Consider the following 15,012-nt stretch of genomic DNA (forward strand, 5'->3'; position numbering starts at 1 on the left):
AGCCGAAATGCATCGTTCCATCACCAGACAATATTGTATCGCCTGCACCCATAGCTTGGCAACACTATTATCGCGTATAGCGATAAGAAGACGGTATCTCGCTCTTGTGGTAGAATTATCGCTAGATCGATAGAAGGGCGGCTTTAAGAATGCAGATAGGGAGCCGTTTACGCCAGCTACGGCTCAAGGCTGGCCTGAGCGGAAACGCCCTGGCCCAACGGGCCGGTGTCGGACAGTCGACGGTGAGCGAGATTGAGTCCGGGCGGACGACGCCCAGCTTCCACGTGTTGCGCAAGCTGTGCCGGGCCATGGATATCACCCTGGGTGATTTCTTTGCGCCGGACAGAACGGCCCGGGAGCCATTGTCCGCGGAACTCCGGCGCTTGCTGGAAATGGCCCGCCGCCTGGATGAGAAGGAACTGGATACCGTCATGCTCCTTGTGGGGGCGATGGTCAAGCAGAAGGAGACCCCTTCGGGGCTGCCGGCCGCCGCGGAGAACGCGGTTCCGTACGACGAAAGGGAGGAAGAGCCCCATAAGAAGTAATCCCCGGGCCATACGGGGCCACACCGGGCCGCACGAATATCAAGGGCCGGGGGGTGTATCCCCCCGGCCCTTTCGTCTCCTTTTGCCGCGTTGGCAAAGGTTATGCGTCTGGAGTCTGAGCCGGCGCGGTGGCGGTCCCCGGGGCCGCGGGCATCTCCATCACCGGGGCGTCCTTGGCCTCCGCCGGGAGTACAATGTTGATCTCGCCGTTGAAATCGCTGAAGGTCAGGTCGTAGTCGATGGCCACCGACTCCATCGGGTTCGGCTCACCCATGAACTGAGGCGTAAAGCCCATCACCAGGAGCATATCCATCTTCAGGGGGACCAGGGTTTCCTTGTCAATATAGGCCACGCCGGAAATGTGCATGGCCTCAATGAGGGCCTCGGTCATTTTGAGCATCTCGTTGAACTGGTTATTCAACTGGCCACCGAGCTGACTGGCGAAGAGGTCCATGAACCGGGCGAAATCCCTGATCTGCCCGTAGGAGGACATCTTGTAAACCGCGCGCCCGTTCACCTGCTCCTCGCCCAGGTAACGGTAGTAGAACATCTTTTCGATCTCGGGCGGGACCGGGTTGGCGGTCTGGGCCAGGCTTTGCTTCATCATTTCGGTAAAGTCCGGCATCAGCCCCTCGGGCATCTTCTGCCATTCGGACTTGCCGGTGGCTGGATCCGTAACGTTGAAATACACACCCTCGGAGGTATAGTAATAGTCAACCTGTACCTTAAGAGGCTGTTTTTCTTCGGGGACAGGGATTTCCATTGTTATTGCCTCGTGCATCCCCTGCTCCAGGTTCATCTCCAGTGAAATGTCCGCCGTGGCGCGCAGGTCCTGGGGCATACCGGCGGGTATGCCGGCGTCCGGGATCGCCCGCATGTTCATCTCAATGGCCATCTGCCCCTGCATCCGCATCGTCTTGACGTCCTTTTGCGCAACCCGCGACTGCTCGTTGATCTGCCGCGCCTTCTCCACCGGCCCGAAGACCTTGGCCAGCAGGGCCACACCGTCGGCAACGGTCATCTGCTCGTCGGGCGCACCTATGTCCATCAGTCCCTCGCGGACCATCCAGGCGTAAGGCCGGTAAGCCCAATGGCCCTTAATCCCCTCAAGGCCGGCCACCGTTCCGGGGTCAACGGCCGTAGGCAGGCCGAGGGTGCGGGAAATGAACACGGCTGCCTGGGCCCGGGTGACCGGCTGGCTGATCCCGATGCCGCCGCCGGGATAACCCCTGAGGATGCCCGCCGCGAGCAGGTTCTTGACAGCGTCCGCCGCAGGGGAACCGGGCGCGATGTCGGCCGGGAGCGCCGTATCCGCCGGCGCCGCGCTGAGCTCCGCTGCAGCGTTCAGCAAGACGGCGAAATCGCCGCGGGTGAGGACGCCGTCCGCGTTCATCCCGGCAGGCATCAGGGCAAACAAATTATCCTCTGTAACCTCCGCCGCCTGGGCCAGGCCGCCGAACGCCAACACCAACGCCAGGGTGACTGCAAAAACCACCAAGCTTTTGCGCAAGAGTCAGGCCTCCTTTTCGAAGAGAAGTGACTGGGGGTCGGTTCCGCCTCCGGATTCACCTCCTTGATCCGCCTTCGGTTGCGGCCGCAACGGCCCTATAAGATAAACACCGCCGGCGGGCTACTTGGGACATTAAAGGTAATCAAACGGGTCGCGGCCGGCCCGGGCCACGGCGAGGGCTATGTCAAGGCCCGCGGCGCGGATCCGTTTTTCAAGGTAGGACTTTAAGGGTTCGAGGATCACCCGTTCGGTCGGGTAGTGCCCCGGATCGACGAAATTCAGCCCCGCCGCCAGGATATCCTGGGCGACATGGTACTTCAGATCACCGGTCACAAAGACGTCGGCCCCGGCGAAGGCCGCCTTGGACCACAGGTCCCCGCCCGAACCGCCGCAGAGGGCGACCTTGCGGATCACACGTTCCTGGGGCCCGCCGGCACGTACGGTGGGCAGTTCGAGCACGGTCTTGACGAAGGCGAGGAAGGCGTAAAAGGTCATCGGCTCGGACAGCCGGCCGACCCGCCCGAAAGGCGAGGGCTCGTCGACCAGGGGCGCGATATCCACCAGGCCCAGGACGCGCGCGAGGGCCTCGTTCACCCCTTCAGCGGCGGCATCCAGGTTGGTGTGGGCCGCATATACATTGATCCGTTCGCGCACCAGGCGCGCCACCAGGGCGCCACGCGGCTGGTCCAGCCGCAGGTTCTTGAACGGGCGGTGAAAGAGCGGGTGGTGGCTGATAATGAGGTCCGCCCCGGCGTCGGCCGCCTCCTCGACCACGGCCTCGTCCACGTCCAGGGCCACGAGCACCTTCTTTACGGCCGCGCCCGGGTCCCCCACCTGCCATCCGGTATTATCGCCCTCCAGGGCCAGCGCCCGCGGCGCCATTTCCTCCACAAAGCTCACAATGGTCGCGCACTTAGCAGCCAAACCGTTCACGCTCCTTACCGGTTATCCAGGCGCCTCAAGACTTCACGTACCGCCCGCAGGCGCTCGGTGATCTCCCGCCTGCCCGGAAGCGGGCGGCGGCTGCGGGCCATCTCCGCCAGGATCCGCGCGTACTTTTGGGCCAGGCCCGCGAGGTACTCCCGCAAAAGCGGATGGCCCCGTTCCAGGAGCAGCGGACCGACCTCCAATTCCAGGGGAGTCAGCGGCCGGCCATCCCCCCGTTCGGCGCCGATAACCTGGTAGATCCGGCCGGCGTCGGCCGCCAACTGCTCGTCCACCGGCACCCAGCCGTGATCCGCGAGCCAGCGCCGGACGGCCGCCGGGGAATCCATCGGCTGCAGGATGAGGCGTTCGGCCGCGGCCACGACGTCCGGTCCGGCTTCCAGGATGCCGGCCATGGTCGAGCCGCCCATCCCGGCCAGGACCAGAACGGTAGCCTCTCCGGGCGCCAGGGGCGCCAGGCCGTCCCCTTCGCGCAGGGCAATGCGCTCCGCCAGCCCGGCGGCGGCCACGGCCCGCCGCGCCGCCGCCAGGGGGCCGGCGGCCTTCTCCACCGCCACCGCCCGGGGGGAGATCCCCTCCCGCACGAGGTGGATCGGAAGCAGGGCATGGTCGGTGCCCACGTCCGCCACCACCCGGCCCGGCGGGACCATCGCCGCCACGGCGGCCAGCCGCGGGCTCAATGCATTCAACCAGGGACTTCTCCTTCCTGGGGCCTGGATACTGCTGATATTCTGTCCAGACCGGATAGAGTCTTTTCCTTATGAAATAGATCATAAAGCCCCGGGCCGTGCGGCCGGGAAGGCTTTCTCCCTTGCGACGGAACGGTCAATCAAGGGACCAACTATCGTACAGGTCGATCAGAAGCCCCGTCAGCTTGTCGATGCTGGCGGCGATGTCAATGGTGACTTTTTCTTGCTCCAGCAAGGCCCTGGTTATCTCGTCAATGTGTTTGTTCACGGTCTCCACCCAGACCAGCCACTGGCCGTACTGGTTCGCGCCGCGCCGCAGCCTGTAACAGTTGCCGAGAATATAGGACAGGTACTCCTGGATCTGCCTCTTGTACTCGGCGGCATCGGCCGGGCTCTTGGAGGCTTTCAGCCTCTGCCCCAACGCCTTGATCCGGTCGAGCATCTGCCCGACCTTCCGCTGTTCCTGCTGTCTTGCTTCCTGGCCCAGGGCATCCGAGAAGCTCTGCCCGCCCTTCGCCCCGGACGGGCCATAATTGGGCCTGACGTTCCTGTGGATCGAGGATATTTTCATTCCTGTCCCCTCCCTGCCGGAACCGCCTAAACCAGCAGGCCTCGCCTTTGACCGACCCTTAAAGATTCTCCTCAGGGGACGTTTTTTCCTGTATTTGGGCCACAAAAAGCCCTCCGGAGGAGTAATCCAAACTCCGGAGGGCTTGATATTTCCTGGTGGGCGATGCTGGGATCGAACCAGCGACCCCTTGCTTGTAAGGCAAGTGCTCTCCCTCTGAGCTAATCGCCCATATGGGATGTGGGATGTGAGAGATTGGATGTGAGATCAGATGGCGGGAATTCGGCTCTGCCGAATTCCCTCTTCTGCCTCTCACCTCTAACTTCCCACTTCTCACCTCTATTTATGGTGGGCCCACCAGGATTCGAACCTGGAACCAGCCGGTTATGAGCCGGATGCTCTGACCGTTGAGCTATGGGCCCCTAAAAAATTATATGACGGGCACCCCCCGCCCGTCAAATCCCTTCCTTCCGCCTACTCCAGGTAGTCCTTCAGTTTCTTGGAGCGGCTGGGGTGACGCAGCTTTCGGAGCGTCTTGGCCTCGATCTGCCGGATGCGTTCGCGCGTAACGCCGAACTTCTGCCCTACTTCCTCGAGCGTCCGCGCCCGCCCGTCATCCAGGCCGAAGCGGAGGCGAAGCACCCGCTGTTCCCGCTCGGTCAGGGTCTTCAGGACCTCGTTCAACTGCTCACGCAACAGGGTGAAGGACGCCTCTTCGGCCGGGGCCTGGGCGTCATGGTCCTCAATGAAGTCGCCGAGGTGGGAGTCTTCTTCCTCGCCGATCGGCGTCTCCAGGGAGACCGGCTCCTGGGCGATCTTCATGATCTCCCGCACCTTGTCCTCGGAGATGTCCATTTCGCGGGCGATCTCCTCGGGCGTGGGATCGCGCCCCAGTTCCTGGAGCAGCTGGCGGGAGACCCGGATGAGCTTGTTGATGGTCTCCACCATATGCACCGGGATACGGATCGTCCGTGCCTGGTCAGCGATGGCCCGCGTGATGGCCTGCCGGATCCACCAGGTGGCGTAGGTCGAGAACTTGTAGCCCTTGCGGTAGTCGAACTTCTCGACGGCCTTGATCAGGCCCAGGTTGCCCTCCTGGATAAGGTCCAGGAACAGCATGCCGCGGCCGACATAGCGTTTGGCGATGCTGACCACCAGCCGCAGGTTGGCCTCGATCAGCCGGCGCTTGGCCTCTTCGTCCCCGTCTTCCATCCTCTTGGCCAGGGCGACTTCTTCTTCCGGGGTCAACAGGGGGATGCGCCCGATTTCCTTCAGGTACATCCGCACCGGGTCATCTATGTCAACGCCTTCCGGGACGGTCAGTTCCGTCTCATCGGTCTCTTCCTCGACCTGGATCTCTTCGTCGAGGCCTTCGAGATCGGCCTTCTCCGGAACCACGGCGATCCCCAAACCGGGGAGCTTCTCGTAAAAGTCCTCGATCTGTTCCGGCGACAGGTCGGCCCCTTGCAGACCGTCCATTATCTCCGTATGGGTAAGGACGCCGCGCTTCTTCCCCTTCTCGATGAGTTCCTGGACAAGGCTGTTCAGTCCGTCCTCGTGCATCTTTATTCCCTCCTTTCGCGGCTTCCTTCGGTAAGCTCCTTGATCGCCAGCAGCAGCCGGTTGACCTGTTCCCTGTCGCCGGCCCTCTCGGCCGCCGCCAGGTCCGCCAGCAGGGCCCGCTTGGTTTCCCGGGCCCGCAGGCGGCGAAGTGCCTCAATGAGATCCCGCGGCTCTCCCAGGGGCCGCTCCCTGGCCAGAATGCCGCTGAACAAAGCGGCGTCGTTTTCTCCCAGGTAGTTCGCCAGCAGGGCTGGCTGGAAACCGGGTTCACCCGCCCGCCGTACCAGGGTGTCGAAAATCCGCTGGTGGCCGGCATCGGCGAAGAAAGCTTCGCCCAACTCTTGTCGCACGGTATCAATCAGGGCGGGATTCTCAAGCATCAGGTAGAGCAGCCCGGCCTCGGCCTTTTGCCTGGCCGGAGGCCGTTTCCCTATCATATTATGCAACTTTTTAGCAATTTTATCCGAATCTGGCCAATTTTCTATCCCCCGGGCCGCAAACTTCTGCCATTCGCCACGAACGGTTTCCCAGGACAGCCCCAGGGCGCGGGCGATGGTTTGGATGCCTTCCTCCCGCTCGACCTCGCTGTTCATTCCCCGCAGGGCCGGCAGCACCTGCCGCAGCACCACGAGCTTCTGCGAGACCGTTGAAGCCCCCGTTTGGGCCAGCGCATGCTGGAGCTTGTACTCCAGGAGGGAGGCCGCCCGGTCCACCAGGCTGCGCCACTCCCCGGCGCCGTGCTGCCGCAGGTAATCGTCGGGGTCCTTCCCGTCCGGGATACTCACCACCCGCACCCGGCAGCCGGAATCCTGCAGGATGTCCAGGCCGCGGATGGTCGCCGCCACCCCGGCCGCGTCGGCGTCGTAGGCGATCACCGCGTCCATCGTATAGCGCGTCAGCAGCCGCGCCTGCTCCCTGGTCAGCGCCGTACCGAGCGAGGCCACGACATTCTCCTGGCCGTGCTGGTGGGCGGTGATCACATCCATGTAGCCTTCGACCACCGCCGCCAGCCCCTGTTCGCGAATGCTCTGGCGCGCCAGGTGCAGGCCGTATAGCTCCCTTCCTTTGGCAAAGACCGGTGTCTCGGGTGAATTCAGGTACTTCGGCTGGCTGTCGTCCATGACCCGCCCCCCGAAACCGACCACCTGGCCCCGGACATTGTGCACCGGGAAGATGATCCGGTTTCGGAAGCGGTCATAGACCGAGCCCCGCTCGCTGCGCACCGCCAGGCCCAGACGGACCAGGTCCTCGGGCGTGTACCCGTGACGGCCGAGAAACCGGAGCAGCGCGTCCCAACCCGCCGGGGCGAACCCCAGTTCAAAGCGCTGGCGGGTGGCCGCCGTAATCCCCCGCCGGTCAAGGTAGTCCCGCGCCGCTTGCGCGGCCGGGTCGTGCTCCAGGGTTTCCCGGTAGAAGTCCCGTGCCAGCGCGTTCGCCCGCCAGGCCCGTTCCTGTTCCGGGTTTTGAGCAGGCGCGTGCTCGGGGATATGCACCCCCACGCGCTCCGCCAGCCAGCGCACGCTCTCGGGGAACGTTAGGTTCTCCTTGAGCATTATGAACTTAAAGATATTGCCCCCCGCCCCGCAGCCGAAACAGTAGAACATCTGTTTCTCCGGCGTCACGGTGAAGGACGGCGTCTTCTCCTGGTGGAAAGGACACAACCCCAAGTAGTTGCGTCCTTTGCGTTCCAGCCGGACATATTCCCCGATAACCTCCAGGATGTCCGCCCGGGCCAGCACTTCCGCCACCAGATCTTCAGGAATGCGCCCGCTCACTGGACCACCTTCTACGGGCTTCCAGCGGGTAGCCACTGTTTGAATAATTCGTTGTCGCTATAATTTTTCCTGCCCCCGCCTTCGACAAAATTTAGGGACTAACAGGGAACCCGCGGGGGATAAAGAGCCGTTCAAAGACCAAAACGGCGAATCGGTCGGTCATACCGGCGATATAGTCGCACACCGCCCGGCATGCTTCCGCTTCTCCGGCCTTCTGCCGGTATTCACGAGGGACGGTGTCGAGATGCGCCTCGAAGTACCGGTAAAGGGACCGCACCACATGCCGGGCCTTGCCCTCCTCCCGCTTCGCCTCCGAACTTATGTACACCCGCTCGAAGAGGAAATCCCGCAGGGCGTCCATGGCACCCCACACCCGGGGGCTCATGGCGACCCGGGGCCTGTCCCAACTGGCCTCGATCAGGTCGGTGATCATCGTGTTGATCCGTTCCCGGTGTGTCGTTCCGAGCACAGCCAGGCAGTCCGAGGGCAAATCGGCCTGGACCAGCACGCCCCCGCGCAGGGCGTCGTCGATGTCGTGGTTAATGTACGCTATCCGGTCGGCATACCGCACGACCTGCCCTTCAAGGGTCGCCGGGAGCCGCGGCCCGGTGTGGTTGGCGATGCCGTCGCGGACCTCCCAGGTGAGGTTCAGCCCCTTCTCCCCCTCCAGGATCTCGACCACGCGCAGGCTCTGCTCGTTGTGGCGGAAGCCCCCCGGGTGGATGGCGTCCAGGGCCGCCTCCCCGGTGTGCCCGAAGGGGGTGTGCCCCAGGTCGTGGCCCAGGGCAACGGCCTCTGTCAGGTCTTCGTTGAGGCGCAGGGCACGGGCCATAGTGCGCGCGATCTGGGCCACCTCCAGGGTGTGCGTCAGGCGAGTGCGGTAGTGGTCGCCCTCGGGAATGATGAAGACCTGTGTCTTGTGTTTCAGGCGCCGGAAGCTCTTGGAGTGGATGATCCGGTCCCGGTCGCGCTGGAAGGCGGTCCGCACGGGACAGGGCTCCTCGGGGAGTTCCCGCCCCCGTGACGCCCGGCTCCAGCACGCATAAGGCGAAAGGTTCCTTTCCTCCAGTTCCTCGGTCCATTCACGATAGGCCCTTGGCGTCAGCACGACATCCTCGCCCTCCTTATGCTCTCGGGGAGGTGGAACGAAAAACCCGGGGGCCGCTTTCTTCCACCCGGGCTGGCTGTCGTCAGCGCTGGCTTGCGCGTCCTTCAAGGCGCAAGGCCTCGGTGGCGCGAGCGACCTCCACCACCCTGTGGACCAGGATCCGCGTCCGTTTAACGGCCTCGGGATCGCTTTTCGCGGGCGCCTGGCCGCAGGCTCCAAAGTGCCCGGCATCGGTGCCCGTGTATCCGTCGCCGACAATGATCATCCCCTGTACGAGCATCATGTCCTGCAGCGCCCTCGCCGTCAGTTCCTGCCCCCCGAAACGGGAGCCCCCTGTTGTAACAGCGGCGCCCACGACATTGTACAACGCGAATTCCTTACGCAGCTTGCGGGTTTTGTCCCAGAAAGCCTTCAGGGGCCCGGAAACGGTGCCGAAATAGACCGGGCTGCCCAGGATAACGGCGTCGGCCCGCCGCAGAGCGTTAAACATCTCGGCCAGCAGGCTCCCCTCGTAGCAGGTCCCTTTGCACGGGGTCGAGCAGTGCAGGCAGAAGGGGTGCTTGGTGGCACTCACACCCTCGGCCGCATGCAGGGTGACGGTTTCCACCCCCATCTGGGCGGCTTCCTCGGCCGCCACCTTCAGGAGATAAGCCGTACTGCCCCGTTTCCGGGGACTGCCGTTAATGGCGACCAGAAGCACGCCTACCCACTCCTCGACCACATTCCTGATGCATATTAAAGGTTTACGCTCGCTAGAACAGAATACACGGGGCCGCGGGGACTCAGCCGGCTCCGCATCAGCTCTATGGAAGTCACGCTCAGCGTACCCAGCGAACCCACCGCCGCCGCGGCGGCCGCCACCTCCCGCGGCAGACCCCTGCCGGCGGCACGGAGGCGGGCGAGGGTCAGATGCGGGGAAAAGCCCCTGGTCTCGGGTTCAAACCCCAGGGGCCGGCAGGCCTCCTCCACTCGCTCGTGCACGGCGCGCAGACGCGGAACATCGCCCTGCACCCCCACCCAGAGGACCCGCGGCGGGCGCCCGAAGGTGCCGCAACCGCAAAGCTCGAGCAAGACGCTCCCGCTCCCGCTCACGCGTTCGCGGACGGCGTCGACCAGGGCGGTAACCGTTGCCGCCTCCGTCTCACCCAGGAATTTCAACGTCAGGTGCAGGTTTTCCTGCTCCACCCATTTCGCGTCGAGCGCGGGGTGGCGGAGACGGTCCTGCAAACGCGCCAGGACGGCCTTCATATCTTCAGGCAGATTCACGGCCCAGAACAGGCGATAGGCTTCCGGCAACGGGCAACCCCCACGGTAATTGGCAATTTGGCAATTGGTAATTGGCAATCAGTAATCGTTAAGTTGGCTGATTAAAGGATGGTAAGCGCGGTGCGCTACTCGTGCCTGAACCTCTCACCACGGTAGTAGATCTCCAGCACTTTGCCCGCCGTTTCCTCGACGGCCTTGTTGGTGACGTCGATCACCGAGCAGCCCACGCGCCGGAAAACCTCCTTCGCGTAGTTCAGTTCGCGCAGGATGCGCTCTTCGTTGGCGTAGTCGGCCTCGGGGGGCAGGCCGAGGGACTTCAAGCGCTCCCGGCGGATCTGCAGGAGTTGCTGCGGGCTTACGATCAGGCCCATCAGGCGGTGCGGCGGCAGCTTAAAGATCTCCTCCGGCGGCGCCACCTCAGGTACCAGGGGAATGTTGGCCGCCTTGATCCGCCTGTGCGCCAGGTACATGCAGAGCGGGGTCTTGCCGGTGCGGGATACGCCCAGGACAACCAGGTCAGCCTGGACAATGCCGCGCGGGTCCTTGCCGTCGTCGTACTTCACGGCAAACTCGATGGCCTCGACGCGGCGGAAGTAATCCTCGTCGACCTTGCGCATCAGGCCCGGCTCCAGCTTGGGCACGTCGGCCGAGACGCTGGACAGCGCCTGCATCACCGGACCCATGATATCCACCGCCGGTACCCCGCGCCGGGCGGCCTCCCTGATCAGGACGTCGCGCAGGGCGGGGAGGACGATCGTAAAGACGACAATGCTCGGGAAGCCGGCGGCTTCGTCCAGGATCTCCGGGATCTCCTCGGGGTGCGTCACGTAGGGAACGCGCTGGATCTCCACGTGCCCGCCGTTGAACTGGCTGGCCGCGGCCCGGGCCACCAGTTCGGCCGTCTCACCGATGGAATCGGACACGATGTAGATAACCGGACGATGCTCTTGCGTTTCGATGATGAACGCCCTCCTTACTGACCTTCCCCGAACTCCACGAACAGCCGGGTGACGTTGGTCTTCGAGAACCGGCCGATAACTTCCAGGCCCTCGCCCTTGTCGGGGCGCGGCACGCGCCGGACCACGGGCAGCGCGTCGACCTCATGGGCCGCCAGCTTCTTAGCAGCCTGCCAGACGGACTCTTCCGGTTCGGTGAACGCAACATTGGGCATGCGGGTCATGAGCACACCCACGGGCAGGGTCTGAAGGTCCCGCCCCCCGAGGCAGGTCTTCAGCAGGTCCTTCCGGGAGATCACGCCCTGCAGATACCCCTCTTCGTCGACCACAAACAGGGTGCCGCAGTCCTCCAGGAACATAGTGATGGTGGCGTCGTGGGCGGAGCAGTCTTCCCGCACCACCACCGGCAGGGACTTGATCTCCCCCACCCGGACCTTGCGCAGCCGCTGGGCGACGATGCGGTTGGGCGACTTGCCGCTGAAGAAGTAACCCACCCGGGGGCGCGCCTCCAGCAGGCCGGCCATGGTGAGGATGGCCAGGTCCGGGCGCAGGGTGGCGCGGGTGAGTTTCAGCCTCTCGGCGATCTGCTCGCTGGTAATGGGTCCGTTGTCTTTGACGATCTCCAGGATGGCTTCCTGGCGCCTGGTTAACTCCAAACGGCTCACCACTCTCCCTCGGGGAGGGTATCGTGCTATTCTATTTGCTCCCCGGGAGCAATATGTGTTTTTCTAAATACACCCCGGACCGCCCTTTTCCCTGCCGGGGGAGGGAATTTCAGGCCACGACGAGCCGCCCCAGGTCGGCCACCCTCTGTCCCAGGGCGGCGACCGCGGCCAGGAGGGCCAGCCGGTTCTCGCGCACGGCCGGGTCCTCGGCCATCACCAGCACGGCGTCGAAGAAGCGGTCCACCGGGGGACGCAGGGCGGCCGCGGCCCGCAGGGCTTCCAGGTAGGAGCCGCGGGCAAGCAGGGGTTCCATTACCTCCCGGACCTTACGGTAAGCCGCGAACAGCTCGCCCTCGGCGGGATCGGCGAAGAGCCGGGGTGAGATCCCGGTCCCCTCCCGCGCCTGCCGCGCCAGGTTTCCGGCGCGCGTCAGGGCGGTGTAGGCGTCCTGGAAGGCCGGGTCGTCCCGGAACAGGGCCAGGGCCTGGGCCCGGCGCCAGGCGTCCAGGATGTCGTGGAAAGGCACCGCCAGGACGGCGTCAATCACGTCGTGCGCCAGCCCGCGTTCCCCGAAGAGAACGCGCAGGCGCTGCTTCAAGAACTCCTTGAGGTCTTCCACCACCCGTCCGGCGTCCAGTTTCAGGCGCGGGCCATAGAGGGCGTGGGCCTTGCGGAAGAAGCCGTCCAGGTCCAGCTTCCGCTCCCGCTCCAGGAGCAGGTGGCAGATGCCGAGCGCCTGGCGCCGCAGGGCGTAGGGATCCTGGGAGCCGCTGGGCTGGATGCCCAGGCCGAAGGCGCCCACCAGGTTGTCGGCACGCTCGGCCAGAGCCAGCACCAGGCCGGGCAGCGTCGCCGGCAGGTCGTCCCCGGCCGAACGCGGCAGGTAGTGCTCGTGGACGGCCTCGGCCACCGCCGGGTCCTCCCCGCTGCGCAGGGCGTATTCCCGGCCCATGACCCCCTGCAGTTCCGGAAACTCGTAGACCATGCTGGTCACCAGGTCGGCCTTGCACAGCCTGGCGGCGCGCAGCGCGTGTTCCCTCTCCGCGGGCGCCAGGTCGAAGACCTCGGCCAGGTACCCGGCCAGGGCCTCGAGACGCTCCACCTTCTCATGGACGGTCCCCAGGTCCTCCTGGAAGACGATCTTTTTCAGCCCGTCGACCTTCGCCGCCAGGGGCGTCTGCAGGTCCTCTTCAAAGAAAAAGGCGGCGTCGGCCAGGCGCGCGCGCAGGACCTTCTCGTTCCCGGCACGGATGACGTCAATATGCTCCGGGGTGCCGTTGTGCACCCCGACAAAGCGGTTGGTCAGGGTCCCGTCCGCCCCGTACACCGGGAAGTAGCGCTGGTGCTCCCGCATGGGCGTCACCAGGACGGGGTCCGGGAGGCGCAGGTAGCTCTCGGGGAAACTCCCGGGGAAGGCGGTCGGGTACTCCAGGAGGTTGGCCACCTCCTCTAACAGCGACTCATCCTCGGCCACCCGGCCGTCGACGGCCGCAGCGGCCTCCACCACCTGCTCCCAGACCACCTGCCGGCGTTCGTCCGGGTCCACCAGGACGTACGCCTCGCGCATCGTCCCGAAATAATCCGCCGCCCTTTCGAGGCGGTGCGGCCCGGGGTTCAGGAAGCGGTGGCCCAAGGTCAGCCTCCCGGCCGTCACGCCCGCGACGGTGAAAGGAACGGCCTCGGAGCCGAAGAGGCAGACCATCCAGCGTATGGGCCGGGCGAACTTCAGGTCCTCGTTCCCCCAGCGCATCGGTTTGGGGAACGAAAGGCCGGTGATCAGGCGCGGAGCGATCTCCGGCAGGATCTTCACCGCCGGGCGTCCGTTCTCCTCCCGCACGGCGTAGACATAGTCCACCTGCCCGACCGGGCGGATTACCAGCTCCTCCACGGCCACGCCCTGGTTGCGGGCGAAACCGAGGGCGGCCTTCGTCGGCTTCCCGTCGATATCGAAAGCGGCCTTCGCCGGCGGGCCCTTTACCTCCCGCACCAGGGAGGCCTGGGCCTCGGCCAGGTCCTGCACGTAAAGGACGAGGCGGCGGGGAGTGCCGTACGTGTTGACCACCCCGTAGGAAAGGCGCTGCTCGTCAAACAGGTCCCGGGCGAGGGCGGCCAGCTCCACCAGGGCCGGGCCGAGGAAGCGCGCCGGGAGTTCCTCGATGCCGATCTCCAGCAGAAAGTCCCTGGCCATGTTTTTAGCCCTCCTTCCTCAACAGCGGGAAGCCCATCTCTTCCCGCTGCGCGACGTAGGCCCGCGCGCAGGCCCGGGCCAGGGCGCGGACCCGCGCGATATAACCGGTACGCTCGGTGACGCTGATCGCCCCGCGCGCGTCAAGCAGGTTAAAGGTATGGGAGCATTTCAAGACGTAATCGTAGGCGGGCAGGACGAGGTGACGCTCGGCGATCCTCTGCGCCTCCTTCTCGTACATGTCGAACAGTTCAAAAAGAAGATCGGTGTCCGCAGCCTCGAAATTATAGTGGGAGTGTTCGACCTCCCCGCGGTGATGGACATCACCGTAAGTCAGCGCTTCGGTCCACTTGATGTCGAAGACGCTGTCCACCCCCTGCAGGTAGAGGGCCAGGCGCTCCAGGCCGTAGGTGATCTCCACCGAGACGGGCTTCAGGTCAAAGCCGCCGCACTGCTGGAAGTAGGTGAACTGGGTGATCTCCATCCCGTCCAGCCAGACCTCCCAGCCCAGGCCCCAGGCGCCGAGGGTCGGGGACTCCCAGTTGTCCTCCACCAGGCGGACGTCGTGCTCGGCGGGATTGATGCCGATGGCCCGCAGGCTCGCCAGGTAGCGGTCGATGATGTCGTCCGGGGACGGTTTCATAATGACCTGGAACTGATAGTAGTGCTGCAAGCGGTTCGGGTTTTCGCCGTAGCGCCCGTCCGTCGGCCGCCGTGACGGCTCCACGTACGCCACGTTCCAGGGCTCGGGGCCCAGCACGCGCAGGAAGGTGGCCGGGTTCATCGTCCCGGCGCCCTTTTCCACGTCGTAGGGCTGCTGGATGAGGCAGCCCCGGTCGGCCCAGAATCGCTCAAGGGCGAGCGTAAGGTCTTGAAAGTTCGTACGTGTCACCTCTTTAAACGAACTGTTGAAAAAACTGCGCCCGTCGTGGTGAGGGGGAAAACATAAAGACCCCCCGCCCCGCCAAATCCCGGAGAAACGGGAGGTTTTTCGCTAATTTGCTATAGAAAGTACCAGATCCCGGGCTGAAAGTCAACCCTCAGTTTTGCAACCCTGCCTCCTCCGGGCGAGCCTCCGCCGCCCCTTCGTAGTCGATCTCCAGGGAGTAGTTCTTGGTCATCGCCGTCAGCAGCCCGACCAGTCCCAGGACGGCGAGTTCGGTGGAGGCCATCGCGCCCAGCAGGCCGACGGCACCCACTGTCGCCGGGATCTCGAAGACGGTACGGTCGCCCTGCT

Annotated in this window: 15 protein-coding genes and 2 tRNA genes; 1 reads left to right on the forward strand and 16 read right to left on the reverse strand. The window is 64.6% G+C overall.

The window, feature by feature from the left end:
* The first annotated feature begins 149 nt into the window (after nt 1-149).
* Nucleotides 150-545, forward strand: a complete 396-nt coding sequence (locus QMC81_10275) for a helix-turn-helix transcriptional regulator (protein MDI6907852.1) — start codon at nt 150-152, stop codon at nt 543-545.
* A gap of 100 nt (nt 546-645) precedes the next feature.
* Here the strand turns inward: QMC81_10275 and QMC81_10280 are convergent, their stop codons facing one another.
* From QMC81_10280 to QMC81_10355, 16 genes are all read right to left on the reverse strand, one after another.
* Nucleotides 646-2,055, reverse strand: coding sequence for an S-layer homology domain-containing protein (locus QMC81_10280; GenBank protein ID MDI6907853.1), 1,410 nt, complete (start codon nt 2,053-2,055; stop codon nt 646-648).
* 132 nt (nt 2,056-2,187) lie between these two features.
* Nucleotides 2,188-2,979 carry a Nif3-like dinuclear metal center hexameric protein gene (locus QMC81_10285; GenBank protein ID MDI6907854.1) on the reverse strand — a complete coding sequence of 264 codons (792 nt, stop codon included), beginning with the start codon at nt 2,977-2,979 and terminating at the stop codon, nt 2,188-2,190.
* A 14-nt stretch (nt 2,980-2,993) separates the two neighbouring features.
* Entirely contained in the window at nt 2,994-3,689 is a 696-nt protein-coding gene (locus QMC81_10290; protein ID MDI6907855.1) for a class I SAM-dependent methyltransferase, read from the reverse strand.
* A 136-nt stretch (nt 3,690-3,825) separates the two neighbouring features.
* Entirely contained in the window at nt 3,826-4,260 is a 435-nt protein-coding gene (locus tag QMC81_10295) for a YaaR family protein (GenBank protein ID MDI6907856.1), read from the reverse strand.
* A 153-nt stretch (nt 4,261-4,413) separates the two neighbouring features.
* Nucleotides 4,414-4,488: transfer RNA gene (locus QMC81_10300), tRNA-Val, on the reverse strand.
* A 115-nt stretch (nt 4,489-4,603) separates the two neighbouring features.
* Nucleotides 4,604-4,679, reverse strand: a tRNA-Ile gene (locus QMC81_10305).
* A 52-nt stretch (nt 4,680-4,731) separates the two neighbouring features.
* Nucleotides 4,732-5,820 carry an RNA polymerase sigma factor RpoD gene (gene rpoD / locus QMC81_10310; GenBank protein ID MDI6907857.1) on the reverse strand — a complete coding sequence of 363 codons (1,089 nt, stop codon included), beginning with the start codon at nt 5,818-5,820 and terminating at the stop codon, nt 4,732-4,734.
* A 2-nt stretch (nt 5,821-5,822) separates the two neighbouring features.
* On the reverse strand, nt 5,823-7,595 hold the full coding sequence (gene dnaG, locus QMC81_10315; GenBank protein MDI6907858.1) for a DNA primase: 1,773 nt from the start codon (nt 7,593-7,595) through the stop codon (nt 5,823-5,825).
* Between the two features lie 91 nt (nt 7,596-7,686).
* Entirely contained in the window at nt 7,687-8,703 is a 1,017-nt protein-coding gene (locus QMC81_10320) for a deoxyguanosinetriphosphate triphosphohydrolase (GenBank protein MDI6907859.1), read from the reverse strand.
* Between the two features lie 82 nt (nt 8,704-8,785).
* Complete coding sequence (locus QMC81_10325) at nt 8,786-9,403, reverse strand: flavodoxin family protein (protein ID MDI6907860.1); 618 nt, start codon at nt 9,401-9,403, stop codon at nt 8,786-8,788.
* 35 nt (nt 9,404-9,438) lie between these two features.
* A complete protein-coding gene (gene thpR, locus QMC81_10330) occupies nt 9,439-9,999 on the reverse strand; it encodes an RNA 2',3'-cyclic phosphodiesterase (protein ID MDI6907861.1) in 561 nt (186 codons plus the stop codon).
* A 95-nt stretch (nt 10,000-10,094) separates the two neighbouring features.
* Nucleotides 10,095-10,928: a pyruvate, water dikinase regulatory protein gene (locus QMC81_10335; protein ID MDI6907862.1), complete on the reverse strand. Its 834-nt coding sequence runs from the start codon at nt 10,926-10,928 to the stop codon at nt 10,095-10,097.
* A gap of 14 nt (nt 10,929-10,942) precedes the next feature.
* Complete coding sequence (locus QMC81_10340) at nt 10,943-11,593, reverse strand: helix-turn-helix transcriptional regulator (GenBank protein ID MDI6907863.1); 651 nt, start codon at nt 11,591-11,593, stop codon at nt 10,943-10,945.
* A 106-nt stretch (nt 11,594-11,699) separates the two neighbouring features.
* Nucleotides 11,700-13,778, reverse strand: a complete 2,079-nt coding sequence (gene glyS, locus QMC81_10345; GenBank protein MDI6907864.1) for a glycine--tRNA ligase subunit beta — start codon at nt 13,776-13,778, stop codon at nt 11,700-11,702.
* A 4-nt stretch (nt 13,779-13,782) separates the two neighbouring features.
* Entirely contained in the window at nt 13,783-14,667 is an 885-nt protein-coding gene (glyQ, locus tag QMC81_10350; GenBank protein ID MDI6907865.1) for a glycine--tRNA ligase subunit alpha, read from the reverse strand.
* Nucleotides 14,668-14,815: 148 nt separating this feature from the next.
* Nucleotides 14,816-15,012 (reverse strand): DUF4342 domain-containing protein (locus tag QMC81_10355; GenBank protein ID MDI6907866.1); only part of this gene is annotated, 197 nt, incomplete at its 5' end.

The organism is Thermoanaerobacterales bacterium, assembly GCA_030019475.1.
GTDB lineage: Bacteria > Bacillota > Desulfotomaculia > Desulfotomaculales > JASEER01 > JASEER01.

Excerpts from the sequence above, each read along its gene's own strand:
- QMC81_10275 (MDI6907852.1), top strand. The coding sequence starts at position 150 with ATGCAGATAGGGAGCCGTTTACGCCAGCTACGGCTCAAGGCTGGCCTG.
- rpoD (MDI6907857.1), bottom strand. The coding sequence starts at position 5,820 with ATGCACGAGGACGGACTGAACAGCCTTGTCCAGGAACTCATCGAGAAG.
- glyS (MDI6907864.1), bottom strand. The coding sequence starts at position 13,778 with ATGGCCAGGGACTTTCTGCTGGAGATCGGCATCGAGGAACTCCCGGCG.
- QMC81_10295 (MDI6907856.1), bottom strand. The coding sequence starts at position 4,260 with ATGAAAATATCCTCGATCCACAGGAACGTCAGGCCCAATTATGGCCCG.